The sequence below is a fragment of the Clostridium sp. BL-8 genome (genome assembly GCF_002006495.1).
Classification (GTDB): Bacteria; Bacillota; Clostridia; order Clostridiales; family Clostridiaceae; genus Clostridium.
On the sequence record NZ_LZZL01000035.1, the window covers coordinates 33994 to 56741 of the forward strand.

Sequence of the window (22748 nt, forward strand, 5' to 3'; positions counted from 1 at the left end):
AATATTTTTTGTATTTTGAATTTATTTTCTATAGAAATTTATTATATTTTTTGTCGTTTTATTAATTTATATGTAATTTTACCATAATTTTATTATAAGCTCAATATGATATAATATAAGATTCTATTCATTATTTCTACTGTTTTAATACTAAAATTTTTAATATAAACCTATTTATAACATTAAGACATTCCATTTATATAAAGCTTAATAATCCATAAAAAAGAGAGCTTATTATAGGTTAAGCTCTCTTTAAAATAATATATTTTATCTATAAGAATTATATTTACGCTATACTATCGTCACTTCCATCTAGTTTCATCTTGCGTATTTCAGTACCAGTGTTCTGATCAATTTTAGTATAATAGATCCAATCACCCACTATATTCATTGCAGAAATACATATATCTTTGTCAGATATTTTAGTCCTTTTGCTTCCATCTGGTTTCATCCTATATATTTTACTATTATAAGTGGTTGACCCTGTTTGGTTATCTATCATGTAATAAATCCAATCATCAGTTACATTTAATATGCTCCATGCACAAGCATCTTCTTTAGATATTTCTTTTTCACTGCTTCCATCGGTCTTCATTCTATATACTGTAGCTGCCTTTGTCTGCTTATCAGCTTTTTCATAATAAATATAATCCCCAACTACATTTAAATCTAATATATCTAATTTGTCTTCTTTCACTAATTCTGTTTTATCGTTGCTGCCTATTTCCTGTTTATATATTGAGATTGCTTGTGTAGAGTTATCAACTTCCAAATAATACATATACTTATCTACTACATTAAAATCAAGTATAAGTTTATCTACGCTTAATACATTTGTCTTTTCACTGCCATCTGTTTTCATTCTGCTTATTATATATTTACCACTATCAATATATGAATAATAAATCCAACCATCTACTACACTTAAATGATTTAATGTTCCTGTAGTAGCTATTTCTGTTTTCTCACTACCATCTGTCTTCATCCTACATATAATACTTTGCACAGGATATCCTTTTGAATCCCTTTTAGATAAATCACCTTTGTCATAATAAATCCAACCATCCACTACATTTAAGAAAAGTATATTTGCCTGATTTTCATATAGCAATTGGCTCTTTTCGCTTCCATTAATTTTATATATTACACTATTATTATCTTTAAATTCCGAATAATAAATCCAACCATCTTTAGCTGCACTAAAACCATATTCATTGATATTTCCAGTAGTGTTTCCTCTATTTCTGTCCATTCTATGACTATATTGATTAAACAAGAATATACCTGTTGTCCCACAAATGATAATTAAAATAATTATTCCAAAAAATACTTTTGAATTTATCTTTCTTTTAACAGTTTTCTCTTCTTTACTCTTTTCGCTAGCATTGCTACCATCCATTTAACTTTCCAACCTTCCATTTCTTATCTAGTTAGGCACAATCAAAAATAACAAGTCCGTTTGTCAGTATATCTTCTCATTTATATTGTGCCTGAATATCTCCTAAAAAATACAATATGACTACATTCTAGCATAAAAAATATAAGTTTACATTATATAAAGTAATTATATTTTTCTCAATTTCAAATTATAAAACACTTATACTAAAAAAATTTCTTAATATAAACATAACCTATTCCATTATTTCATCTTGAAAGATAACATAATCTCTAGTACTATGAAATTATTACATGAGTAACATATACTAGCATTCTAATTGACTATAAGTACACTTTTCAACAAAATATGTACTACAATAATATTTATTGAGAGGAGAAATAATATATATGGAATTAAATTTAAAAGAAGGAACTTCAATTATTAAGAATTTAAAGGTTACTGAGAACGAAACAGCTATTAAAATGGGATCAGGAGATTTAGAAGTTTATGCAACACCAGCTATGATTGCACTTATGGAAAATGCAGCTAAAGATATAGCATCTCCTGAACTTCCAGCTGGTTTCACTACAGTCGGAATTGAAATGAATGTTAAACATATTAAGTCATCCCCTGTTGGAGCAAATATAGAATGTAAAGCTATACTTACCAAGGTAGAAAATAAAAAATTATTTTTTGATGTTGAAGCAAGTGATGACCATGGCACTATAGGGAAAGGTTTCCACATAAGATATATAGTAAATTCTAAAGACTTTATGGCAAGAACAAAAGATAGTTAATTCCTTTCTATAAGTGAATTAGCCCTTAAATAATAAGACAGACTTTTAGCATAAAATATCATACTAAAAGTCTGTTTATTTCTAAATTCAATATTTACTATTATTAGAACTTGCTATTTTTTTCTTTTTTAATCTTAGAATTGTTATTGCAACTCCAGCAAAACAAATAAGTGCCGCACTAATATATACATATTTCATTCCAAATATAAAGACATCATTTCTGCCTTCTACATATCCAAGCACTTTTTTTCCCATTTTAATGCCCATAAAAGAATATAAAAGTACAGTAGCCATAGCAACCCCGGAAGATTGTCCTAAATTTCTTACAAACGCATTTATACTTCCTGCAATACCTAATTTATCACCTGGAGCTGAAGACATGACAAGTGAATTATTAGGTGATAAAAACAATCCATTTCCAATAGCTATTAAGGCTATATATATGATTAATTCTCGAATAGATGAGTTTTCATTTAAAGTCGCCATTAAACTCATTCCTATCCCCATAACCATCAAACCAATAAACGTCAAATATTCCGAACCAATTTTATCAGATAAATGTCCACTAAAAGGTGCTATTACTGTAATTATTACTGGAGAAATCATCATTATTATCCCTGCGTAATCAGGAGTCATCTTTAATACATTCTCAAGATAAAAAGGTTGAATAATATTATTACTATTAAATGACATATAGCATATAAATGTGCACAATATACCTACAGAAAAAAGTGAATTTTTAAATAATGAAAAATCTATAAGGGGATATTTTTGTCTCTTTTCTATTATTATAAATATAACAAACAATAAAGCTGCAGCAAGAAAACCTAGCATTATTTGTACATTAGCGTATCCGATTGTTTCTCCCGCTATAAGAGAATAGAATAGAAATATAACGCTTATTCCAAAAATTATAGCTCCAATAAAATCAATATGTTCCTTTTTTTCACTCAGCTTACCTGGCAGCATCTTAAAGCCAACTATAGTAGCAATTACTCCAATAGGAATATTAATAAAAAATATATAATTCCAATTTAAATATGAAACTATAAAGCCTCCTAACGGAGGACCAATCATTGTCCCGAGGGCTAAAAAAGTCGCTGATATTCCAAGTGCTTTCCCTCTTTCATTTGCAGGAAACACTTGAGTGATAATTCCCTGATTGTTTGCCATAGCAGCGGAGGCACCTATAGCCTGAATTATTCTAAAAAATACTAAAGACCAAAAATTACTTGATAAACCACAAAACAAAGACCCAATAGTAAACACTAATAATCCTAAATTAAATATTATAGATTTCCCTTTAATATCACCTAATCTTCCAAAAAATAAAATTGTGCTGACTATTGTAATTAGATAACATATTATTATTAATTGGATAGAAGACATGGTTACAGAAAATATATTTACCATTACTGGCAGAACAACATTTACTATGGTGCTGTCTAAGGTAGCCATAAACGGCAGCAGCACTACTACTGCTAATATAATCCATCTATTTTTGTATTCATTTTTATTCTCTATATCCACAATTAAAAATCATATCCTTTCATTTATTATTAATTATATTGTATTTCAGGGAACAACTTATAACAGCGATATAAAATAATTATCTTATATATAATATACAGAATCTATTCAATTGGACTTCTATATTCACAAGGTACATTCGTCTGACATAAACTGCACTGTGAAACACCAAATTTATCTGGAGCCTCAACATAAGCACGATGATAACATTTAGCTTATCATGTCCGTTCTCAGAAAGAGCATGGACATGACATCTTTTAATACAGGCTCCACAGATTCCTTTTGATTAATCACTATCTTGTAACTTAGGAAAATCTAAACTGTTAATAATCTATCTTTGCTAGTATTTGTAATACTAATGAATTTGTTTATCTAACATTTCCTTCTATGATTATTGCCTTTCGCAATAACATGTATATACATGTTTCCAAGTAAAATAACGTTCTTTCTATATATGATAAAAAACACTAAGTATTCTCTAATAACAGATTAAGCTAACCATAATATAGACTTATAAATTTTATTAAACTTCACTATATCTATGTGTAATAACATTTTTAAATTTTATTTGTTAGAATACTTACTAATAAAGTTTTGTATTTGCCCTAAGGTTTTTAAAAATTCTTCAAATTTTTCAGCACCAATCTCCTGCTCCATCAATGTGTGAACATTATTCCATACTGGAATGGCTTCATTTAACTTTTCTTCTCCACCTTCACTTATTGATATACATTTCCTTCTTGAATCATTATCATCTGTTCTTACATTAACATATCCTTTTTTTCTTAAAATTTCAATGTTGCGAGTTACAGTAGTTTGATCCATTAACATTATATCTGCTAGTTCACTTACTGCTGTATTTTCATGTGCAGCTACCTCTGCTAATAATGAAAATTGTGGAGCTGTGAGTCCTACCATCTGAAAGATTTGATCAAAATACTGAGTAGTAACTCTCGTTGTCATGCGCAGATTTCTACAAGCACATTTTTTTAATGGTTTTAAATGTTCTAAATTAGTCATAAATAATATACCTCCGTCAAATCTATGAATATACATATAGTAATCTATAGCAATTCCTATTGTCAAGTCATTCATAAATCACTTACTACATTGCAAGCTATATGATTTATTCTATATTTAATGATGAATTTTAAATAAAATTTAGTTTTATATTATTTTTTATTAAAAATGCACACTATCCTGCCGAATCCAGAGCATTTACCGCAAGATATACATTTTGCTGGTTCTATATCACCTGTCTGCCACCTGTTGATTAAATCACTTTCACGTATCAGTGGTCTACTCAATGCGAAATAATCAATCGAAGTTTCACTTAGAATTTCTGTTAATTCAGTAAAATCTCTAATTCCCCCTACAGAAATAACTGGAATTTTTACTTCGTGCTTTATCTTTTCCGCATATGGCATAAAATATGGAGATTGTCCTTTTGCTATTTTTCTTGAATAGCTTTCATTTGGACGTGAAGATAAACTACCTCCACTAATTTCAATAGCATCTATTCCCGCCTCTTCAAGCTTTTTGCATACATATTTACACTCTTCAAAAGTAATACCTTGCTCCATGAAATCTTCACTATTAATTTTAACTAAAATTGGGTACTCAGAACCGACTTGATCACGCATTTTTTTGTATGTCTCTAGAAGCATTCTTGCTCTATTCTCAATACTGCCTCCATATTCATCATTCCTACGATTGTAATAAGGGGTTAAAAACTTACTTAACAAATATCCATGAGCTGAATGTAGCTGAATTCCATCAAAGCCAGCCTTTTTAGCTCTTATGGCTGCATTTGCAAAAGCCTCTTGAACTAAAAATATCTCATCTATTGTCATTTCATTTGGAGTATTCTTATATCCCAAATCCTCCACATTACTAGGACCCCATACAACTTTTTTTCCATCCTCATTTTTAACTGTTTGTGTACCTGCTGCACCTGCTTGAAGTATTATCTTAGCATCATATTTATGTGCTATTTCAGTTATTCTTTTATATTCTTCAATAAACGAATCTTCATAGATTCCTGTTTGACCTGGAATAAATTCTTCTAAATCAGTTACCGCAGTAATACCTGTAATTATAGTTCCTACTCCTCCACTAGCTAATGCTTCATAAACCTTAAATAACTCCTCTGTTATATGACCATTTTCGTCTGCCATACCTTCATATGTTGCAGATCTAAAAAATCTATTTTTTAACTTGAGTGCTCCTAACTGTGTTTGATCAAATAATGATTTCATTTATATACCACCCTTCATTTTATATGCATATACATGTACAATGGTGAAAATTTTTTAATTTCTAATCATATAAATTCACTAATAGATAATATATGTATATGCATATATTATCATCTTTCAAGTTTATCTGTCAATATTAGAAATTATGATTTAGCTATATCCTCATACTTTTCTAAGTTTCACTTTACTTAAACCTTAAGCTAAAGTGAACTTAAATTAACCCCAATACATCCCTAACAAAAAAACTTATATACATTCATTTATTATAATAAGATTAATATAATTCAATGAATATCAAAACCTCCGATAAGCTGGAGGTTTAATATCTTAATCTATTCTTTACCTATTTCCATTACAAACTTTAAAGATCGATCCTACTCTATTATTTAAATCAAAATATCCTGTATCCATTAATATTGTTGGTTTAACCTTTAACGCATTTGTTCTTCCATTTTCTAAACAATCTTCGTTTGCATATACTGCAACAATTTCACCGATAAACATTGTTATACTTGTTTTATAATTTTTGCAGGATTTCCACCTACCACAGCATTATCTGGTATATCTTTTGTAACAACAAAACCCGCTCCAACTACCACATTATCTCCAATTGTAACTCCTGGAAGTACAACGCAATTCCCACCAAACCACACATTATTGCCAATCTTAACTGGCTTTCCAAAGCAGGTTGGTGTATTCCTCTCCTCTGGTTTTAATGAATGGCATGCTGTGTAAATGCAGGTTCTTGGTCCCATAAAGCAATTTTCACCTATTCTGATTTCGCAGGTATCAAGCATCAAACAATCGAAATTCCCAACAAAGAATCCCTCTATATGAATATTATATCCAAAATCACATTTAAAAGTTGGTTCAATAAATACATTATCATTGCAAGTTCCAAGTAATTCCTTCAATATTTTTATTCTTTTTTCACCTTCATCTGCTTCCGTTAGGTTATAATCTTTTGTAAGTTTCCTCGCTCTCATCTGATCTTGTTTTATTTCATTATCTAGGACATTATAAACTTTTCCTGAAATCATTTTTTCTTTTTCACTTTTCATTTCACCCCCCATTTTTATCCAATTCTCAATATAATCAGATTAAAAATCATTTTCAAATATATGAAATAATAGTTGCTACAGCACTTATATTTTCCTCTGAAACTCCAGATATGCATAATCTTATATAATTAAACTTCCCTACCTTTATTTCTTTTTCTAAAAAGCAATCTCCTGCTTGTTTTATTAAAATCCCCTGACTTTTTAATTTCTCTTGCAGTTCATATCCATCAATATATTCTGGCAACTTAATCCATATAAATATTCCGTTTTCAGGAACATTCCAAATAAGATCTTTAGGTTGAAGCGATATAAAAATTTCTTTTATTTTTCTGAGCTTTGCTTCATAAGATTTTCTTATTTTCTTGAGCTGCTTTTCATACATACCAGATTTGATAAACAACTCTAATGCACCTTGAGGCAGCCTGGATGTGTTTAAGTCCATAAGCTGCTTAATAGATGCTACTTTTTCAAGCATAGATTTGGGAGCTATAACAGCACCTAATCTTATTCCTGGCATAAAAGCCTTTGAGAAACTTCTGATGTATATTGTTTTTTTATCCACATCGTAATAGTGAAGTGGCATTGCTCCTTTTTTCCCTGCCAAATCTGCAATGTAATCATCTTCAATAATGATTACATTATATTTAGTACATAGCTCCACAACTTTTTTCTTATCTCTTTCAAGTAAAGAATATCCTGTAGGATTATGATGCCTTGGTATAATATAAAAGGCTGTAATCTCGCCTTTTTTTAATATTTCCTCCATTCTTTTATAATCGTAGCCATCAATTTTTCTTTCAATCCCAACCATATTAATACCTAGATGCTCCCCTAATTTTATAGCAAGATTATATGTAGGCACTTCAACTAATAATTTTCCATTACTATTAGAAAAAATAGCTTGAAAAGCTAGGTCTATCCCCTGCTGCGCTCCATTTGTTACAAGAATATTATCCATATTCGTATAAATTCCATCTTTCTCAAACTCAGCTTTTAATGTTTCTCTCAAAGTTAATAACCCAACATTAGATTCATAATCAAATAAGTTATTTTTATATAAATCTACTGCTTTATTTATAACATGAGTAAATTCTCTATATGGGATTAATTTATCATCAGGCCTTACTGTACTAAAATCCACTTCTTTGCTTGAAATCGCTTGCCTATTCTCCGAGTCAACCAAATAAAATCCTCCACGTGGTATACTAAAAACTCTATGCTCTTTTTCAAGTTGTTCATAGGCTTTATTTACAGTTATTTTATTTACCTCAAAAAGACCTGCCATTTTCCTACAGCTTGGAAGACGCTGACCACTAGTAATTCTTCCCTCTTTAACTTCTTTTAAAATATACTTTTTTACCAATTCAGTTTTACTTATTCCGCACATAGGATTCCTCCAATACTTATTCTGTAGTAGTACAGAATACTTTTTCCACAATTGAACTATCTTTTCTATTATTATATCCTTTAATCAAAAGAATTCAATTTATTGGAGGTTATAAAATGGTGGAATTAACTAAAACTAAGAATTTAAGAATGTTTAATAGTCCTGGAATTTCCATAACAGTTAAACGAGCACAAGGCACAAAAATTTATACAGAAGAATATGGTGAATTAATTGATTTGCAAGCTGGCTGTTGGGCCGCTGTCCTTGGACATTGTAGAAAAGAAATAGCTGAAACTCTAAGTACAAATGCACAACTTTTGTTTCATACCCACGAGTGGTTTACTACAGAACACCCTGCAGCTTTAGTTAATGAACTATCTTCTGCTGCAAAACTTAGATGTAGCTACAGAGGGACTTTTATATCTTCAGGCAGTGATGCTGTTTCTCTTGCAGTTACTTTATCGGAACTACTTACAAAAAAAAGTCAAAAACTATGTTTATCAATTTCTTCTCTTGGTTCATCACCAGAACTTAGAATGCCAAGAGATCAAAAAGTATGGATTGATTTACCTATCAATAAATGCTTAGGCTGCAAAAAGAAATGTGATTGTAGAGAATGCGGAAAATTTAACGAAATAAATTTTAAAAATATAGCTGCCTTTGCTTTTGAACCTGGTAATTCAGGAGGACTAGTTCTTTGCCCCCCTGAAAAACTTATTGAGTTTCTATGTGAGAAAGTTAGGAATGCAGGAGGCCTTATCATAGCAAATGAAGTTACAACTGGCTTTGGTAGGACTGGCAAATGGTTTGGCTTTCAGCATTATGAATATTTTAATTCTGAAGAGCATAGTCCTGATTTTATTTCTATGGGAAAAGGTCTTGGAAATGGTTACCCTATAAGCGGAATACTTGTAAAATCAAAATTAGCTGAAGCTATAGAAGATTCTAAATTTAAATATGTCCAATCGCATATAGATGATCCTCTTGGATGTATTGTTTCAAGAAAGGTTATTGAAATAATGCTAGAAAATAACCTCATAGAACGCGGAAATAAAGCCGGAGAATATTTACAATGCAAATTACATGAACTCGCAGAAATTACAGGGGAAATAAGCGAAATTCGGGGCAGAGGCATGATGATTGCTATAGCCCTAGATAAAAATCTCAAAGCTAAAGAAATATTTCTTAAGCTTCTAAAAAAAGGTTTTTTTACTGGATATTCAGAAATGTACAACATTATACGCTTATATCCCCCATTAATCCTTAAATATTCAGAAATCGATAATTTTTGTTTTTCACTTAAAGATATTCTCTTAAATAATTAGTTGTTTGAATCTATTATTTCTTTCAAGGTAACATTTTGATTTATAAATCTTGCCTTACTCTTTTCATTTTTTATACTTATTGATTTTTGTGGACAATGATGAATGCAGGCTAAACAGCTCTGGCAATTATCACCAAATGTAGGTTTCTTCTCTACTTTTATGTTATTTACTGGACAGACCTTTTCGCAGGTTTTACAGCCATTGCATTTATCATCTACGCTAAATTTCTTTGCAAAATCACCTTTGTATTTTGGCATTAAATTCTTTGAAATTGCTCTTACTATTGGATGTTCTTTAATGTATTTCCTTTCACCTTCGATATCTTTAACAATTTGTACAAGATTCTCTTCAATATTTTTCTTTGATTCCTTCTCTTTTTGCTTATCCATATCAAAGCCTGGTAAATAGTTATCAATCATGAGTAAGTCATTGATATAAGAAAATTGAATATTATTCCTTTTTCCAATTTCTAAAAGATGACTAGTAGTCCCTCCTGATATAGCCCCATAAGATACTATCCCAAAAATATAATTACTTTTCAATTTAACTTTATTCAAGAACTCTTCAACGATTTTAGGAACGCTCCATCCATAAGCTGGAAATATTATCCCGATTTTCTCATCTTCAAATTCATATTTGCCTTCTTTTATTAACTTTGGGATAGAATAAAGTTCTCCCCCTAATCTCTTTGCTATATATAAATTATTTCCTGTTGCTGTAAAATATAATATCTTCATTATTACCTCCATAATCAACCGTTACAAATGTAACGTTTTATTGAATATAGTATAATATCATGCACTAAATATTGCAATAGCATTAACAGCTACTGTTACAAAACAGGCTAAATTGTTCACGATGACTAAAATAAATATATAAAATAAAGCTGTTGACAAGATATATGCTTCTATACTATGCATATATTTCATCAACAACTTTATTTAATTCTCAAAAAATTAAGTTATTATTTTTAATAATTCCTGTGGAGTATCTATAATATAATCCGCACCATTTTCTTCCAAAACTTTTCTATTTCTAAATCCCCACGTTACCCCTACACATATGACTCCAGCATTTTTCGCTGTTTTAACATCTACTTCAGAATCACCAACATATACTGACTTATCAGTAACTGAACCTAATTCTTCAAGTGCCTTAAAAACAGTATCTGGAGCTGGCTTTTTAGAAACCTTCTCTGATTCTCCAATTGCCACTTTTATGTACTTTTCAAAATAAATTTTATTAAGTTCCTTTACTGCTGTATCAAATTTGTTTGATACAATTGCTATTTTATACTTCTTTTCTAATAGCTGCCTTAAAAGTTCCATAATTCCTTCATATGCATCAGTCTTATTTCGCATATTCATAGAATAATGGTTTCGAAAATCAACAAAACATTTTTCATACATAGGGCTACTAGTTCCATCTGGTATAGAAAGTTCTATTAAGCGTGCTGCACCATTACCAACAAAGCTTCTGATTTCCTCCAAGCTTTTATACGGAAAACCATATAGTCCTAATGCAAAATTGACACTATCTGTAAGGTCTTCAATTGTATTAAGTAATGTTCCATCTAAATCAAATATGACTGTATCATACCTTCCCATAATAAGTACCTCCTCATATATCACCATTATATATCACCCTAGGTCATATAACCTAATGGTATTATAACATGTCTCCTAAATATCACATTATTTAATTTTTAAAGTACACAACTCACCACATCTATTTGGTATATTTGCGTTAGCTCGTCTCTATTCCTTACATAAATTTTGTACAGCTAGTTGTAGTTCCTAATTATCTTAAAATCAGCATATGAATTATATACAATAAAAGTATTAGAACACTAATCCCTGTAATGTATTTTTTATCCATTATTTTCCATATTATGCTATTATAATTCGGAATAGCTATTTTTCTACTCTTTAAAACTGATTCTATATATTCTATATTTTCCCTAGGAACATTCATTAATATCTCACGGTATTCCTTTGGAATCATAGTATTAATTTTTTTCAAGCGATTAAATGAATACTTATGACATTCCAAAAGCTGCTTCTTAGTGTAATTTCCATATTCTTCGATATTTATTGGTGTTTTCAACATCTTCTCTCCTCCTAATTTACATGAAATCAGTATATTGCAAATATTTTATGTTTTTATTTCTTTGTAAATTATTATAAAAAAAGCCAACTTAAACTAATCAATTGCTGAACAATTAAATAGTTTAAATTGGCCGGTTGCACAACTAGCTCCAAATTCCTAAAGTGCCCACATAAAAGAATTCTTCACAGCTTCCAAGTTTTATCAAATTAATACAATTTATTATATACTTAGTAAATCTTATAATACATGAATATTATCAGAATAATATATAAAAATCAATAGTCATTGTTAAACTTTATTAATGGGACATTTTATTTTATTATTTATTATCAATTTTTTATTTGCATAAACATGCTCAACATTTAATTCCAAAACTTTTTATTTAAAATAATATATTATGTGTTGAAAAACTGATACTTCATTAGCTATATTCCTATAACAATGTGGTTTGTCTCCTATTATTTGCATTAAATAAATAAGGCCACAAGATATTTTTTAGTATCTTGTGGCCATTCATTGCCAATAACTTCATTCTTCAATAAATTTCACTAATTCCTTGTTAAACTTTTCATACTGATCATAAAATGATGCGTGTCCACTATACTTAAATGGAATAAGCTTTGAATTTCTAATGCATTTTTCTTGTACTTCGCCTAGCTCAAAAGGCACAACTTTATCATGAATTCCATGGATAATTAAAGTAGGAACATTTATTTTATCCAAGTCAGAAAACAACACTTCTTTTATCCAAGTCTTCGCAATTTCTGCTGTTGCCCACCCAGCTGCTTGAAATCCAAGATTAAGGAACCACTCTGAAAAGGCTTTAGTTATATGCTGATAAAAAAATATATTACCAAATCCTTGAAGCATATTAGGCCTATCCATATACGTTCCTTTAATAATTTCCAAAACAGTTTCTTCCTTTAATCCATAAGGAAAATTAGGCCGTTTAATAAGGCTTGGTGCTGCTGCCGCAAAAAGAGCCAATTTTGATACTCCATTACCTTTATGACGAGCCATGTATCGAATTGCTATCGCCCCTCCAGTTGAATGTCCTGCAAGAGTAATATTTGATAACTTTAATGCATCAATTACGCTTCTTACATCGTCGGCCAGCGTATCATAATCATAACCACTATAAGGTTTATCTGAATCTCCAAATCCTCTTGTATCTATTCCAATGCATCTATATCCCATCTTTGGAAGCTGATCAAATTGATATTCAAATAACTTATGGCTCCCAGGCCAGCCATGTAAAAACAAAATTGTTTTGTCGCATTTTTCATTAAGATCTTCTACATAAATTTTCACATTAGGCTCTACTCTAATATAATAGCCCATTTATATCCTCCATTAGAAACTATAATTATAGTATTAGATTATTCACTAAACATAAATTTGTGAATGAATCAATTCATTCTAAAAATTCTTAATACTTATAGTTTAATTTCAATTAATTAATCTTTTAGCCATAGCTTGTCCTATTAAATTTCTTTTTTGTTTGCAATTCTTATTAAATTTTCTTTGTGCCTTATGACCATAAGAATCCAAGCTAATGTAGCAGCTACTATTATTGAGATTGGTAAATTTAAAACAATACTCATAATAGGTATGGTTATTCCTCCTGCAAGAGTCCTAATGGAAACTATTTTTGTAAATACTCGTAATATTAAATAAACTACAACTCCAGTTATAGTTGGAATTGGTGCAATTAAAACAAATGCCCCTATAGTTGTATTGGCTCCTTTCCCTCCATTAAATTTTAAAAACGGAGTATAATCATGTCCTAAGATTACTGCTAATGCAATAATAGAAAAATAAATATTTATTGATACTGGCAATTCTACATACCTTGTTAGCCAAATTCCTAAACTCATTGGAATTATCCCTTTTAAAATATCTATCATCTGAGTTATAATAGATATTTTGGTTCCAGCTACTCTTTTAACATTTGTTGAGCCTATATTTCCACTGCCTTTTGTTCTTATATCTATACCATATAATTTTTTAATTATTAAATATCCTGTTGGTATTGATCCAAACAAAAAAGAGACAATAATTGTTAATATAATAACCATTTATTTCACCTTGCTCTCTCTTATATATGATATTTACGCTTATTATTAATTTTCATAATAATAAGGTTAATAATTCAAGCACTCTATATCAACTAGAATAACTCTTTTACTATAATTTAAATTTTCTATATATAGTCTCAACCAAAGAAAAAATCATTAAACACAAATCTATTTCGGAGATAAATACGATGCTTATTAACTCCTCACAATTATAATATCCTGACATATACATCAAGCCACACAATTCTATTAGAATAAATAGTAATAATAAAATCACATTTCTCATTATAGGCCTTTGCAAAGCATCTTCAAAATACTCTATACTAAAATATACTGTCCCAGCTATTACCAATGCTAATATGAGTAAGACTATAGTACTATCCATAGTATCCCCCCTATTTATTTTATGTTCCCCAACTATTATATTTACCTTATTGAATAATTGCTAAACATCACATCTAAAAATTATTAAAAAATACCGTAAATTCAATTAATGAATTCTACGGTATCTCCCATTATGTTTTTAATATTAAATTGATCAATTTATTCTGTAACAATATCCTATCCTCTAGGTGCATACATAATTATGATAACGCCGATTAACGCTATGGCTCCACCAATTAAATCAAATTTATCAGGTGTTATATTATCAATCTTCCATCCCCACAAAATTGATAATGCAATAAATATTCCTCCATAAGCTGCATATACCTTCCCAAAGCTGACATTTGAAGGCTGCAATGTAGGAACTATTCCATATAGAATTAATACTACTGCTCCTGCAATTCCGTACCAAAAACTTTTTCCATCACGCAGCCACAGCCATACAAGATACCCCCCGCCAATTTCAAATATTCCTGCTAATATAAAATAAAATATGGATTTTATGATTTCCATGTGCCCCTCCTATGTTAATCTAATCTGCACTATTGCTGTACATAATTTATAAGTACATAGGAATTATAACATATTTTAATCAGCTTACATTTAGTAATTTATCATTCATCCTGCGAGCTCCTTACAATAAAAACGATAAATCTACTACTTTCCATGAATAATACTTTTAGAAATTCCTATAAGGATTTCATCATCTAATTCATAACTTCTAACTGAATTATCTTTATTACATATAGAAAATAGTATACTCCCATATCTGTAAAATATAAATTTAACTAGATATGAGAGTATATCAATTATTTATTATATTGTGGTTCTTCCTGCTTTACAAAATCTAGTCTTGATTGAATAGTTTGTGATACATTTTCCATTGTATTTGCAAGTTGATTAAACATTTGTTTTGCTTCCTGATTATCTGTATCTAAAGAAAATGTCTTCATATCTGCAGCTAATCCTTTAGCACTAGCTAATGCTGTCTCAAGTTTATTTCCTGTTGGCATAAAAATTCCTCCTTTATGATTTTTATCGACCACTATATTTTGTTCATAATCAATTTAAATATTCAGTTTATTTACGATGAAATATATTCCTTTTCAAATTATAAAAATGAATTAAAATCAAACTTATTGGTTAAAGTAAATTAGAAAACAATCTAATAGATAAAGGAGATTTTTATATGACTGCAATTGCAAAAGTGAAACAAACGTTAGCTACATTGAAAGGCGCTGAAGCTACTTTAAGAACATATTCGTTACAAGAACGTGATGAAGATGCCAAAACTGCTTTTAATACAGCACTTGAAGAAATAAGTAAAGTTAAGATAGATTTAGAAAAGAGAGTAGGAACCATGGAGTTTGAAGAACCCCAATACAAAGGCAACTAAACGAGGTGGAATATGAATACTTGGTCAATACTATTATTTAATTCAATAATTCTATTTTTTCTATCATTAGTTATATCAAGATATTTAAAAAAGAAGACTTTATCCCACGCTACTCCTTTTGACTTTATTTCTTATGCCGTGATAGCTATTATAATTGCTTTAATTTCTTTAAATATGATTGATAATATTTATTTTGGGTTAACCTCACTTGCAGTGTGGGTACTAATGCCTCTCGCATTAGATTATGCTTCTATGAGAAGTAAATGGATATATAACGCAATACACGGTAAAGAAAGAGTTTTAATTAAAAATGGTAAAGTAATGGAAGATAATTTATCTAAGGAAAGAATCACCGGGCAGGAATTTTTACAGGAGCTCCGCTCTAAAAAAGCATTTAACTTAGCTGATGTTGAATTTGCTGTCATGGAAACCACTGGTGATATAAATGTTAGTCTTAAAGCTGATAAGAAACCTGTTACTGCTTCTGACCTAGGAAAACAAATCGGATCTAAAGCTGAGCCTCAAACAGTTATTCTGGATGGAAATATATTAAATGAAGGCCTCACAAATGCTGGTTTAAATCGCGGCTGGCTTACAACCCAGTTAGAAATCAAAGGAGTTTTACTTGAAAATGTTTTTCTTGGTCAGGTAGATTCTTCCGGTGATTTATATGTTGATCTTTTTGATGATATGATACAAGTTCCTAAAACAGAAATTAAAGAGATGCTATATGCAAGCATTGAAAAGAGTCAATCTGATCTTATGGCATTTTCTTTAGATAGCGACAATGAAAATGCCAAAAACATGTACTTACAAAATGCTGATAAATTAGAAGAAATCATGAAAACATTAGAACCCTATTTATTACGTTAGAAGGTGAAAAAAATGTCAAATATGAAAAAGAAAAGAATGACTACAACCGAGCAGCAATATGATGAATTAATAAGCAGTATAGAACCTAAAAGACCTATTCTTAAAAATTGCATAAGAGCTTTCTTCGTTGGAGGCGCAATATGTACAATTGGTCAAATACTGCAGTTGATTTTTATTAATTATTTTAATTTTGATGAAAAAACATCTGTAGGTCCTACTTATCTCATCTTAATATTTTTAGCAGCTTTATTTACCGGCTTTGGAGTTTATGATCATCTTAGTCAATGGGCTGGATCTGGGACTGCTGTTCCTATCACAGGCTTTGCTAATTCCATAGCTTCTGCTTCAATTGAACACAAAAGTGAAGGCTTTGTTCTTGGAGTAGCAGGTAATATGTTTCAACTTGCAGGGGCAATTATTGTTTATGGAGTATTCGCTGCCTTTGTAGTTGCTACTATACGAATGACAATAATATGGCTGGGGGCGATGTAAATGCTTAAAGGACATCAATCCTGGATTTTTGATTCTAAACCTACAATATTAGCTTCAGCAGCTGTTGGTGGTCCTTTCGAAAGTAATGGAGCTTTAGCAGATGATTTTGATATACTTTATGAAGATTTATGGCTTGGTCAAGATAGCTATGAAAAAGCTGAAAAAGCTCTCTTAGAGCATGCTTGCGAAAGAGCTATACAAAAATCAAAAATACAAAAAGAAGATATTAATTTTTTCTTAAGTGGGGATTTAATGAATCAACTCATCTCCAGCAGCTTTGCTGCAAGAACTTTGAGTATTCCTTATTTAGGTATCTTTGGTGCCTGCTCAAGTTCTATGGAAGGTTTATCATTAGCAGCTCAGTTGATAGATAGCAAAGCTGCCAAATATGCGGTAGCAGCTGCATGCAGTCATAATGCAGCCGCTGAAAAGACATTTAGGTATCCTACTGATTATGGTGTGCAAAGGCCCCCTACTGCCCAATGGACAGTAACTGCAGCCGGAGCTGCAGTCATTGGTCCAAGTGGAGATGGACCTAAAGTAACTTCAGCTACCATTGGAAGAGTCATAGATATGGGCGTTTCAGACCCTTATAATCTTGGAGCTGCCATGGCACCAGCTGCTGTGGATACAATCGAAGCTCATTTTAGGGATTTAAATATCGATGCTTCTCATTATGATCTTATCGCTACTGGTGATTTAGGAAAAGTCGGTCATGAACTTGCCAATGCTTTATTTGAAAGGCATCGTATAAATATGCCCAAGGATATCTTTACAGATTGCGGACTTTTAATATATAAAACTGACCAAAATGCCTTTTCTGGCGGTAGCGGATGTGGTTGTTCTGCCTCTGTAACTTATGGGCATTTACTTAACCGCATGCGAAAAGGCGAATTGAAGAAAATGTTAATTGTAGCCACTGGAGCTTTAATGTCTCCTATTTCCTTTCAGCAAAAGGAAAGCATACCTTGCATTGCTCATGCTGTTTCTATAGAGATGTAAAAAGGAAGGTGTAAATAAGATTATGGAAAAACTTGTTTTTGCATTTATAATAGGCGGTTTAATTTGTGTTATTGGTCAGCTTATTATGGATACACTAAAAATTACTCCGGCACATACAACCTGCACATTAGTTGTAATAGGAGCAATCCTTGGAGGCCTTGGCCTATACGATCCTTTAGTAAAATTTGCAGGTGCAGGTGCATTTGTGCCTATAAGCAGCTTTGGTAATACTCTTGTGACAGCTGCCATAAATGAAGCTGAGCAAACTGGTTATATAGGCATATTTACAGGTGTTTTGAAGACAGTAAGTGTTGGAGTTTCTGCTGCAATAGTTTTTGGTTTTCTCTCTGCCATGATTTTTAAACCAAAGGGATGATGTTTTATTAAAAGAAGTACTCATATTGAATTTAATATTAGATTTATTTCTAAATATTTCTGTATGGATATAAATATTTTCATAACTTAAAACTAATTATTTTTTCGAGCCTCAGCTTGAGGCTTTTTTCATTAAATTTTATATATTAAATTACTTGTAACTAAAAAAATTTATTCTATAATTATTTTTTTATAATATTTATAGAATAAAAATTGTTATATATTAAAATTTGAAGTAAAATATTTATGACAAATACTTGTCGCAAAACTATAAATAATGCTTAATTGGAATTATTTTGAATATAAAGAGGCGAGGGAATAATGCAAAAGAGAAAAAAGCTATATCTTATTTTAATAACGTCAATACTTTTATCTATCTTCATATTTTTTCATCCATTTTTTTATTATAAGTTTTTTGGTAAAAATCCAACTGTTATACATAATATTATATATGCCAGTTCTCTTCCCCAAAATAATTTCAAGAGTTCATATACTCCTAAAATTAAATTTGACAGCAGACCTATAACAAAAGTTACTGGAGTAAGTTTGAATATTTTAAACCAAAACAGTATTACTAATACTCCTATGCTGCTTAAAGCTCAAAGATATTATATACCTCTGAGCCTTATATGTACTAGACTTAACTACAATGTTGATACTTCTGATAATAATATTCTATTAACTAATAATAATAATGAGATCTCTCTAACTGAGAATTCTTACACTAAAAATTCTAAGACATGCTTTCTTCGTGGAAACTTAATTAATAATAATGGAATTAATTATATTTCAATCTCAGATATAGAAGAGCTTTTCAATTTAATTGCTGTTTTTGACTTTAAAAATAATAATATTAGTTTATTTGATAACACTACCAAAGCCCCTAAAGATTCTTCCGTTTATTATAACAATAAAGTTGCTTTAATTAGATTGGAGGACTTTGGATGCGGAGGCAACTACGCCATAGATCAAAACCAAACAAAAGTAAAAGGAATAGCCAATCTTTTTTCTTCACAAGGAATAAAGTTTCATATAAGCTGGATTCCTAGATACAAATCTCCTGCAGACAATATTGATAATGATCTATTAACTAATGATAATATAACCAATGTAGGATTTGTTAACCTTTTAGATTATTTGATTAATAAGGGTGCAGAAATAGGGCTTCATGGTTATACTCATCAACATGCCGATGAAAAAAGTGGAACTGGTGAAGAAATGGCTAAAGATATAAATGACACAATTTCTGATACTCAAAATATAATTGAAAATGGGATTGATACTGCAAGTGCTTTAAATATACCTATTTCCTATTATGAAAGCCCTCATTATAGAGAAACTGACCTTCAAAGAAGTGTTATTGAAAATTACTTTCAGTTTATATATGAACCTTTCGATAGTACAACTACTAATATATACAACTTAGATGACCATCACTTGTTTGTCCCAACACCACTCGGATATGTGCATGATTCAGATCCTACACCCATAATTGATGGGCTTAATAATGAAGCACCTGATACGCTTCATAGTTTTTATATTCACCCATTTATTGAATTAAAATATATAGATTTTAATACTAGTAATAACAATCTTAATATTAATTATGATAAAAATTCACCTTTACAAAAAATAGTAGGTGCACTTAAATCTCATAATTATACAACTATTCACATTGATGAACTTATAAAAAGATAAACATAAAAAACTACTGCAAAGTCAGTAAAAATTTTAGGCACATATTACTAATATGTGCCTAAAACACTATATTTACTTAATAACTAATTTAGATGATTTCAAGACTAATTATATCTTATTCATTCTTATGTTCTTTCAAACTATTTAGTAACATCTGCATATATTTTTATTATATACTTGTATTCGCGCTCTACCTTTAATATTTTTATCAAAGCTTTCTCCCATATATATTCTATGGCATCATTAAAATCCTCAGCACTTAAATTTACATTACTACTAGATAATGATATTATGGATTGTTTTCCTGACTTTATTACTGGCAATGTTTTTATCTTTTCTAATATGATTTCTATATTATTCCCCATACCTATACACCTCTCATATACATATTATATAATAATTGTTTTATTTTATTCTTATAAAACAAAAAAGAGTAATCTTTAAACCTAAATAATTTAAAGATTATTCTTTTCTCCTTAAAATTTATTGAATTAAATTTTTTAATTTTGAGATTTTGATATATTATTACGAAATTCAACTGGTGTTATCCCATAGGCTTTTTTAAATAGTCTTATAAAATGTTCTACATTCTCATATCCTACCTGCTCAGCAACGTTTTCCACTCTCATTCCGCTTCCTTTTAATAAGTTCTTTGCTTTATCCATCCTAATTTGTTTCACTATATCTCCAAAGGTACTGTTAGTACTTTCTTTAATATATTTTGATAAATATGGCTTAGACAAAAAGAATTTTTCCGATAGTTTTTCCAAGGTAATAGTCTTATAATGTGATCTAACATAACTTAGAATCTCTGTCATTCTTTCGTCTGATCTTTTCAATTTTTTAATTTCTTCTAACTGATTTACCGCTACTGCTAAAGCCGCAATCGATGAATTAATAATATCATCTTCTACTCCAACTCCCCAATAATGTTTGTCATGAGATTTTATTCCCACATAAGTGACTGCTTTTGAAGTAGATCCACTAGATAATGAGTGCTCTTCATATATGTCTAATTCATAATCTATTTTAAAATATTCTTTTATTGCATTACTAACTGCATCTAGCCTTCCATTTCCTTGAGCTGCCACACATTCTGTTTTTCCACCATGACAGATTGTAGTATCAGCTGTCATTTTAGCACCTTGTCTAAAATGACATTCTGGAATTTGAAATACATGAGAGTTGCGTATATACTTTTCTTCCAAAATTTTATAAATATTCTCAGGAGTTAATTCCTTATGAGCTTTATCTGATACATCCTTAACTGTATACCCAAAATCCTCTCTCATCTGCTTTGGAAGCGATATTCCAAAACTCTTCTGTAATATATAATCAACACCGCCTTTACCAGATTGACTATTAATACGGATAACATCCGAATCATATTGACGTCCAACATCAGCTGGATCAATAGGTAAATATGGAACGTCCCAATACCTACAATCTTTGTCTTCACGCCAGTTCATTCCTTTAGAGATAGCATCCTGATGAGAGCCTGAAAAAGCTGTAAAAACTAACTCACCGGCATAAGGCTGACGCATGCCAACCTGCATTCTAGTCAATCTTTCATAGGTTTCACATATTTCATGCATATCTCTAAAATTCAACTTAGGATTTACACCATGAGAATAAAGATTCATAGCGACTGTAATAATATCTAAATTACCTGTCCTCTCACCATTACCAAATAGAGTTCCTTCTATTCTGTCAGCTCCTGCAAGTATGCCAAGTTCCGCATCACTCACACCACTGCCTCTATCATTATGTGGATGTAGACATAGTACTACAGCATCTCTATATTTCAAATTTTTATGAATATATTCAACCTGACAGGCAAATACATGAGGCATTGCATTTTCAACAGTAGTTGGTATATTGATAATTGCCTTCTTTTCCTCTGTTGGTTTCCAGACATCTAGAACTGCATTACACACTTCTAATGCATAATCTACTTCTGTTCCTGGAAAACTTTCTGGACTATATTGGAATGAATAATTCCCTTTTTCTTCTTCTGCTATCTTTTTTAAAAGCTTAGCTCCATCAACAGCAAGTTTTTTGATTTCTTCTTTGGATTTTTTAAAAACCTGCTCTCTTTGAGCAACAGATGTTGAATTATATAAATGAATAATTGCATGTGGTGCTCCTTTAACTGCATCGAAGGTTCTTTTAATAATATGTTTTCTTGCCTGCGTTAGCACTTGAATTGAAACATCCTCCGGAATCATATTTTTCTCAATTAAAGTTCGTATAAATTGAAATTCTGTCTCGGAGGCAGCTGGAAATCCAACTTCGATTTCTTTAAAACCTATTTTTACCAACATATTAAAAAATTCTAATTTTTCTTCTAAATTCATAGGCTCAATTAATGATTGGTTTCCATCCCTTAAATCAACGCTGCACCATTTAGGTGCCTTATCTATATGATCTTTTTTTACCCAATCGTATGTCACTACTGGTGGCATAAAATATGATCTCTTATACTTTTCATAATTCTCCATTTTTATCACTCCCCAATTGTAATATTGTCAAATTATATATTAATTATTCTTTTGACCTGTTGTAAAATGAAATTGAACTAATAAAAATATCCATAGTGGATTAT

General features: G+C 30.3%; 24 protein-coding genes, 1 pseudogene and 1 riboswitch. Of the genes and pseudogenes, 8 read left to right on the forward strand and 17 right to left on the reverse strand.

The window, feature by feature from the left end; genetic code table 11:
• Positions 1 to 286: 286 nt before the first annotated feature.
• Positions 287 to 1399, reverse strand: a complete 1113-nt coding sequence (locus CLOBL_RS13320; RefSeq protein ID WP_077859494.1) for a DUF5050 domain-containing protein — start codon at positions 1397 to 1399, stop codon at positions 287 to 289.
• 386 nt (positions 1400 to 1785) lie between these two features.
• Between CLOBL_RS13320 and CLOBL_RS13325 the strand changes: the two genes are divergently transcribed.
• Positions 1786 to 2175 (forward strand): thioesterase family protein, encoded by a 390-nt coding sequence (locus tag CLOBL_RS13325; RefSeq protein ID WP_077859495.1) that lies wholly within the window; start codon positions 1786 to 1788, stop codon positions 2173 to 2175.
• Positions 2176 to 2262: 87 nt separating this feature from the next.
• Here CLOBL_RS13325 and CLOBL_RS13330 read toward each other — a convergent pair whose 3' ends face one another.
• The 6 genes and pseudogenes from CLOBL_RS13330 to CLOBL_RS13355 form a co-directional block, all read right to left on the reverse strand.
• Entirely contained in the window at positions 2263 to 3705 is a 1443-nt protein-coding gene (locus CLOBL_RS13330; RefSeq protein ID WP_077859496.1) for an MFS transporter, read from the reverse strand.
• A gap of 564 nt (positions 3706 to 4269) precedes the next feature.
• Positions 4270 to 4725, reverse strand: coding sequence for a MarR family winged helix-turn-helix transcriptional regulator (locus tag CLOBL_RS13335; RefSeq protein WP_009171469.1), 456 nt, complete (start codon positions 4723 to 4725; stop codon positions 4270 to 4272).
• Between the two features lie 152 nt (positions 4726 to 4877).
• Positions 4878 to 5963, reverse strand: coding sequence for an NADH:flavin oxidoreductase (locus tag CLOBL_RS13340; RefSeq protein WP_077859497.1), 1086 nt, complete (start codon positions 5961 to 5963; stop codon positions 4878 to 4880).
• 339 nt (positions 5964 to 6302) lie between these two features.
• A pseudogene (locus CLOBL_RS13345) lies at positions 6303 to 6470 on the reverse strand (flavin reductase family protein); the annotation flags it as partial.
• Positions 6470 to 7024: a sugar O-acetyltransferase gene (locus tag CLOBL_RS13350; RefSeq protein WP_077859498.1), complete on the reverse strand. Its 555-nt coding sequence runs from the start codon at positions 7022 to 7024 to the stop codon at positions 6470 to 6472. The gene CLOBL_RS13350 and the pseudogene CLOBL_RS13345, both read right to left, overlap by 1 nt.
• A gap of 52 nt (positions 7025 to 7076) precedes the next feature.
• A complete protein-coding gene (locus CLOBL_RS13355) occupies positions 7077 to 8411 on the reverse strand; it encodes a PLP-dependent aminotransferase family protein (RefSeq protein ID WP_077859499.1) in 1335 nt (444 codons plus the stop codon).
• A 116-nt stretch (positions 8412 to 8527) separates the two neighbouring features.
• Between CLOBL_RS13355 and CLOBL_RS13360 the strand changes: the two genes are divergently transcribed.
• A complete protein-coding gene (locus tag CLOBL_RS13360) occupies positions 8528 to 9736 on the forward strand; it encodes an aminotransferase class III-fold pyridoxal phosphate-dependent enzyme (RefSeq protein WP_077859500.1) in 1209 nt (402 codons plus the stop codon).
• On the opposite strand, the gene CLOBL_RS13365 is transcribed toward CLOBL_RS13360, so the two are convergent.
• From CLOBL_RS13365 to CLOBL_RS13400, 8 genes are all read right to left on the reverse strand, one after another.
• On the reverse strand, positions 9733 to 10473 hold the full coding sequence (locus tag CLOBL_RS13365) for an EFR1 family ferrodoxin (protein ID WP_077859501.1): 741 nt from the start codon (positions 10471 to 10473) through the stop codon (positions 9733 to 9735). The genes CLOBL_RS13360 and CLOBL_RS13365 overlap by 4 nt on opposite strands.
• 219 nt (positions 10474 to 10692) lie before the next feature.
• The gene (locus tag CLOBL_RS13370) at positions 10693 to 11343 is read right to left on the reverse strand and encodes an HAD family hydrolase (RefSeq protein ID WP_077859502.1); all 651 of its coding nucleotides are present in this window, start codon (positions 11341 to 11343) and stop codon (positions 10693 to 10695) included.
• A gap of 193 nt (positions 11344 to 11536) precedes the next feature.
• The gene (locus CLOBL_RS13375; protein WP_077859503.1) at positions 11537 to 11845 is read right to left on the reverse strand and encodes a hypothetical protein; all 309 of its coding nucleotides are present in this window, start codon (positions 11843 to 11845) and stop codon (positions 11537 to 11539) included.
• A 119-nt stretch (positions 11846 to 11964) separates the two neighbouring features.
• A riboswitch (cyclic di-GMP riboswitch) is annotated at positions 11965 to 12047 on the reverse strand.
• Positions 12048 to 12373: 326 nt separating this feature from the next.
• On the reverse strand, positions 12374 to 13186 hold the full coding sequence (locus CLOBL_RS13380) for an alpha/beta hydrolase (RefSeq protein ID WP_077859504.1): 813 nt from the start codon (positions 13184 to 13186) through the stop codon (positions 12374 to 12376).
• A 143-nt stretch (positions 13187 to 13329) separates the two neighbouring features.
• The gene (plsY, locus tag CLOBL_RS13385) at positions 13330 to 13923 is read right to left on the reverse strand and encodes a glycerol-3-phosphate 1-O-acyltransferase PlsY (protein ID WP_077859505.1); all 594 of its coding nucleotides are present in this window, start codon (positions 13921 to 13923) and stop codon (positions 13330 to 13332) included.
• Positions 13924 to 14032: 109 nt separating this feature from the next.
• Positions 14033 to 14308 (reverse strand): hypothetical protein, encoded by a 276-nt coding sequence (locus CLOBL_RS13390; RefSeq protein ID WP_077859506.1) that lies wholly within the window; start codon positions 14306 to 14308, stop codon positions 14033 to 14035.
• A gap of 176 nt (positions 14309 to 14484) precedes the next feature.
• On the reverse strand, positions 14485 to 14820 hold the full coding sequence (locus CLOBL_RS13395; RefSeq protein ID WP_009171480.1) for a YnfA family protein: 336 nt from the start codon (positions 14818 to 14820) through the stop codon (positions 14485 to 14487).
• A 296-nt stretch (positions 14821 to 15116) separates the two neighbouring features.
• On the reverse strand, positions 15117 to 15320 hold the full coding sequence (locus tag CLOBL_RS13400; protein ID WP_009171481.1) for a DUF1657 domain-containing protein: 204 nt from the start codon (positions 15318 to 15320) through the stop codon (positions 15117 to 15119).
• Positions 15321 to 15496: 176 nt separating this feature from the next.
• On the opposite strand from CLOBL_RS13400, the gene CLOBL_RS13405 reads away from it, so the two are divergent.
• From CLOBL_RS13405 to CLOBL_RS13430, 6 genes are all read left to right on the forward strand, one after another.
• Positions 15497 to 15703 (forward strand): DUF1657 domain-containing protein, encoded by a 207-nt coding sequence (locus tag CLOBL_RS13405; protein WP_077859507.1) that lies wholly within the window; start codon positions 15497 to 15499, stop codon positions 15701 to 15703.
• Positions 15704 to 15715: 12 nt separating this feature from the next.
• Positions 15716 to 16576 (forward strand): YetF domain-containing protein, encoded by an 861-nt coding sequence (locus CLOBL_RS13410; RefSeq protein ID WP_077859508.1) that lies wholly within the window; start codon positions 15716 to 15718, stop codon positions 16574 to 16576.
• Between the two features lie 12 nt (positions 16577 to 16588).
• The gene (gene spoVAC, locus CLOBL_RS13415) at positions 16589 to 17068 is read left to right on the forward strand and encodes a stage V sporulation protein AC (RefSeq protein WP_077859509.1); all 480 of its coding nucleotides are present in this window, start codon (positions 16589 to 16591) and stop codon (positions 17066 to 17068) included.
• Complete coding sequence (spoVAD, locus tag CLOBL_RS13420; protein WP_077859510.1) at positions 17069 to 18070, forward strand: stage V sporulation protein AD; 1002 nt, start codon at positions 17069 to 17071, stop codon at positions 18068 to 18070.
• 22 nt (positions 18071 to 18092) lie between these two features.
• Positions 18093 to 18446: a stage V sporulation protein AE gene (spoVAE, locus tag CLOBL_RS13425; RefSeq protein WP_009171486.1), complete on the forward strand. Its 354-nt coding sequence runs from the start codon at positions 18093 to 18095 to the stop codon at positions 18444 to 18446.
• 320 nt (positions 18447 to 18766) lie between these two features.
• A complete protein-coding gene (locus CLOBL_RS13430; protein ID WP_077859511.1) occupies positions 18767 to 20143 on the forward strand; it encodes a DUF2334 domain-containing protein in 1377 nt (458 codons plus the stop codon).
• Between the two features lie 140 nt (positions 20144 to 20283).
• On the opposite strand, the gene CLOBL_RS13435 is transcribed toward CLOBL_RS13430, so the two are convergent.
• Complete coding sequence (locus CLOBL_RS13435) at positions 20284 to 20508, reverse strand: hypothetical protein (protein WP_009171488.1); 225 nt, start codon at positions 20506 to 20508, stop codon at positions 20284 to 20286.
• A 135-nt stretch (positions 20509 to 20643) separates the two neighbouring features.
• On the reverse strand, positions 20644 to 22644 hold the full coding sequence (locus tag CLOBL_RS13440; RefSeq protein WP_077859512.1) for a 2-isopropylmalate synthase: 2001 nt from the start codon (positions 22642 to 22644) through the stop codon (positions 20644 to 20646).
• Positions 22645 to 22748: the final 104 nt, after the last annotated feature.

Excerpts from the sequence above, each read along its gene's own strand:
- CLOBL_RS13395 (WP_009171480.1), bottom strand. The coding sequence starts at position 14,820 with ATGGAAATCATAAAATCCATATTTTATTTTATATTAGCAGGAATATTT.
- CLOBL_RS13440 (WP_077859512.1), bottom strand. The coding sequence starts at position 22,644 with ATGGAGAATTATGAAAAGTATAAGAGATCATATTTTATGCCACCAGTA.
- CLOBL_RS13410 (WP_077859508.1), top strand. The coding sequence starts at position 15,716 with ATGAATACTTGGTCAATACTATTATTTAATTCAATAATTCTATTTTTT.
- spoVAE (WP_009171486.1), top strand. The coding sequence starts at position 18,093 with ATGGAAAAACTTGTTTTTGCATTTATAATAGGCGGTTTAATTTGTGTT.
- CLOBL_RS13350 (WP_077859498.1), bottom strand. The coding sequence starts at position 7,024 with ATGAAAAGTGAAAAAGAAAAAATGATTTCAGGAAAAGTTTATAATGTC.
- CLOBL_RS13360 (WP_077859500.1), top strand. The coding sequence starts at position 8,528 with ATGGTGGAATTAACTAAAACTAAGAATTTAAGAATGTTTAATAGTCCT.
- CLOBL_RS13340 (WP_077859497.1), bottom strand. The coding sequence starts at position 5,963 with ATGAAATCATTATTTGATCAAACACAGTTAGGAGCACTCAAGTTAAAA.
- CLOBL_RS13400 (WP_009171481.1), bottom strand. The coding sequence starts at position 15,320 with ATGCCAACAGGAAATAAACTTGAGACAGCATTAGCTAGTGCTAAAGGA.
- CLOBL_RS13435 (WP_009171488.1), bottom strand. The coding sequence starts at position 20,508 with ATGGGGAATAATATAGAAATCATATTAGAAAAGATAAAAACATTGCCA.
- CLOBL_RS13380 (WP_077859504.1), bottom strand. The coding sequence starts at position 13,186 with ATGGGCTATTATATTAGAGTAGAGCCTAATGTGAAAATTTATGTAGAA.
- plsY (WP_077859505.1), bottom strand. The coding sequence starts at position 13,923 with ATGGTTATTATATTAACAATTATTGTCTCTTTTTTGTTTGGATCAATA.
- spoVAD (WP_077859510.1), top strand. The coding sequence starts at position 17,069 with ATGCTTAAAGGACATCAATCCTGGATTTTTGATTCTAAACCTACAATA.
- CLOBL_RS13390 (WP_077859506.1), bottom strand. The coding sequence starts at position 14,308 with ATGGATAGTACTATAGTCTTACTCATATTAGCATTGGTAATAGCTGGG.
- CLOBL_RS13375 (WP_077859503.1), bottom strand. The coding sequence starts at position 11,845 with ATGTTGAAAACACCAATAAATATCGAAGAATATGGAAATTACACTAAG.
- CLOBL_RS13365 (WP_077859501.1), bottom strand. The coding sequence starts at position 10,473 with ATGAAGATATTATATTTTACAGCAACAGGAAATAATTTATATATAGCA.
- CLOBL_RS13405 (WP_077859507.1), top strand. The coding sequence starts at position 15,497 with ATGACTGCAATTGCAAAAGTGAAACAAACGTTAGCTACATTGAAAGGC.
- spoVAC (WP_077859509.1), top strand. The coding sequence starts at position 16,589 with ATGTCAAATATGAAAAAGAAAAGAATGACTACAACCGAGCAGCAATAT.
- CLOBL_RS13325 (WP_077859495.1), top strand. The coding sequence starts at position 1,786 with ATGGAATTAAATTTAAAAGAAGGAACTTCAATTATTAAGAATTTAAAG.
- CLOBL_RS13355 (WP_077859499.1), bottom strand. The coding sequence starts at position 8,411 with ATGTGCGGAATAAGTAAAACTGAATTGGTAAAAAAGTATATTTTAAAA.
- CLOBL_RS13335 (WP_009171469.1), bottom strand. The coding sequence starts at position 4,725 with ATGACTAATTTAGAACATTTAAAACCATTAAAAAAATGTGCTTGTAGA.
- CLOBL_RS13370 (WP_077859502.1), bottom strand. The coding sequence starts at position 11,343 with ATGGGAAGGTATGATACAGTCATATTTGATTTAGATGGAACATTACTT.
- CLOBL_RS13320 (WP_077859494.1), bottom strand. The coding sequence starts at position 1,399 with ATGGATGGTAGCAATGCTAGCGAAAAGAGTAAAGAAGAGAAAACTGTT.
- CLOBL_RS13430 (WP_077859511.1), top strand. The coding sequence starts at position 18,767 with ATGCAAAAGAGAAAAAAGCTATATCTTATTTTAATAACGTCAATACTT.